This is a genomic window from Collinsella aerofaciens, assembly GCF_040910265.1.
In the GTDB taxonomy this organism is placed as follows: domain Bacteria; phylum Actinomycetota; class Coriobacteriia; order Coriobacteriales; family Coriobacteriaceae; genus Collinsella; species Collinsella aerofaciens_BK.
Window position 1 is genome coordinate 1 of sequence record NZ_JBDGAW010000043.1, and the last position, 1,431, is coordinate 1,431.

The 1,431-nt window shown below is 40.7% G+C and carries 3 protein-coding genes; all 3 read right to left on the reverse strand.

Annotated features, from left to right (window positions below):
* A partial coding sequence (locus tag AB5Z14_RS10200; protein ID WP_497506233.1) for a hypothetical protein occupies positions 1 to 184 on the reverse strand: 184 nt, incomplete at its 3' end.
* 28 nt (positions 185 to 212) lie between these two features.
* Entirely contained in the window at positions 213 to 596 is a 384-nt protein-coding gene (locus AB5Z14_RS10205; protein WP_217734230.1) for an ISAon1 family transposase N-terminal region protein, read from the reverse strand.
* Between the two features lie 104 nt (positions 597 to 700).
* Positions 701 to 1,431 (reverse strand): ISAon1 family transposase (locus tag AB5Z14_RS10210; protein ID WP_368131300.1); only part of this gene is annotated, 731 nt, incomplete at its 5' end.

Here is a 1,431-nt window from a genome sequence, read left to right on the forward strand (position 1 = left end):
GCTTATCCCGATTGGTAAGGATTGTATATAGTTCGCCTTTGCTTAAAGCCGTTTCATCAATACATAAATGATAACCTATATTTTTAGGATAAAGAATAAAGTCTTCAGCATGTTCCTTCTGATTCCAATTATTGAAATCACTTAAATGTTCTTTGTATTGAGTCTGGAGTTGCTTGCCATCCATACAGTAATGTTCTGCTACACTTTGGCAACTAACCGCATGATTGTCTAAGTAACGCTTTTAAAAAAGCTCCGAACTCAGCTGTTATGCGAGTACCGGAGGCTACTAAGTTCCAATCACGACTATAAGTTTGTCCTGTTTCCGGGTCTTCCCAACGACGCCGCTTGATGCGTAGATATACAGCCTTGCCGCGAACAGGAAAGTCTTGCACTTCTATTTCCGGGAAGAAACCTTTGGAATGTAGATGTAAATGGGAATGCTCTTGAGGAATGGAAGGCTTTTCCTCAAGAAAAAAAATGAAGCAAGTCTCTTGAGAGACATGGTTAACCAGGTCAAAATAGTCAAGCAGGCCTGCAGGAAAGAACAAGCTCAACATCTCCAGTGGAGTGGCAGGGGGTTGAAGGTTCTGTTTCATGCCACAAAGATAGTGTTTTTAACTAATTCCCCCAAGTTTTCAAACTGAGCCCACCTTTTGGCTCAGTTGTAATTCTTGGGGGATTAATATTTGTTAATTTCCCTTTATGCATACACCTTTGCTAATCTATACAGAAAGAACCTCTTATCTACTACTCCACGAAATGAAGCCCTAAATGCTTTAATTTTTGCATTAAAAGCTTCCGCAGCAGCATTTGTGCTTCTGTTCACAAAGTAGTTTAATATCCGTTCGTAATGATTCTCAATGGAATTGGCAACAGTAGTGAATGTATCATAACCAAACTCCTCAATTTCATTATACCAAAGTGCCAGTTTGGCACGAGCCACATCTTTATCTGTATAGTCTGAAAATATCTTCCCTAATCGTAGTGCGTAATAGTACACGGATTTTATATCCGGGAATTGTTCAAAGAGTAGTTTGGCTCTTACCTTCTGGCTTTGCAGCCACTTGTCTGGAGCCTTAAACAGCAGGTACCGGCTTCTGGCCAACAACTGTCTGAGTGTATCTCCATTGCTAAACACTTTAGGTTCATAACTTTCCCCCTTGGCTTTAGCTTCCTTGATTTTCCTGTTCTCATCCTTCATTACTTGCCAGCGATAAGCGATCCGAAGGTCTTGTACAGCTTCATAAACCAACTTTGAGACATGGAAACGATCCACTACCTGCATAGCCCCGGGAAAACAACGTTTTGCTATTTTCTGCATACTGCCGGCCATATCAAGTGTAATTTCCTTTACTTGGTTGCGCTTATCGGCATCTATTTTGAGAAGCACATTGATAACATCCTCTGCTTTAGTTCCCTTTACAATAGCTA

Coding starts and splice junctions, on each gene's coding strand:
- AB5Z14_RS10205 (WP_217734230.1), bottom strand. CDS start 596: ATGAAACAGAACCTTCAACCCCCTGCCACTCCACTGGAGATGTTGAGC.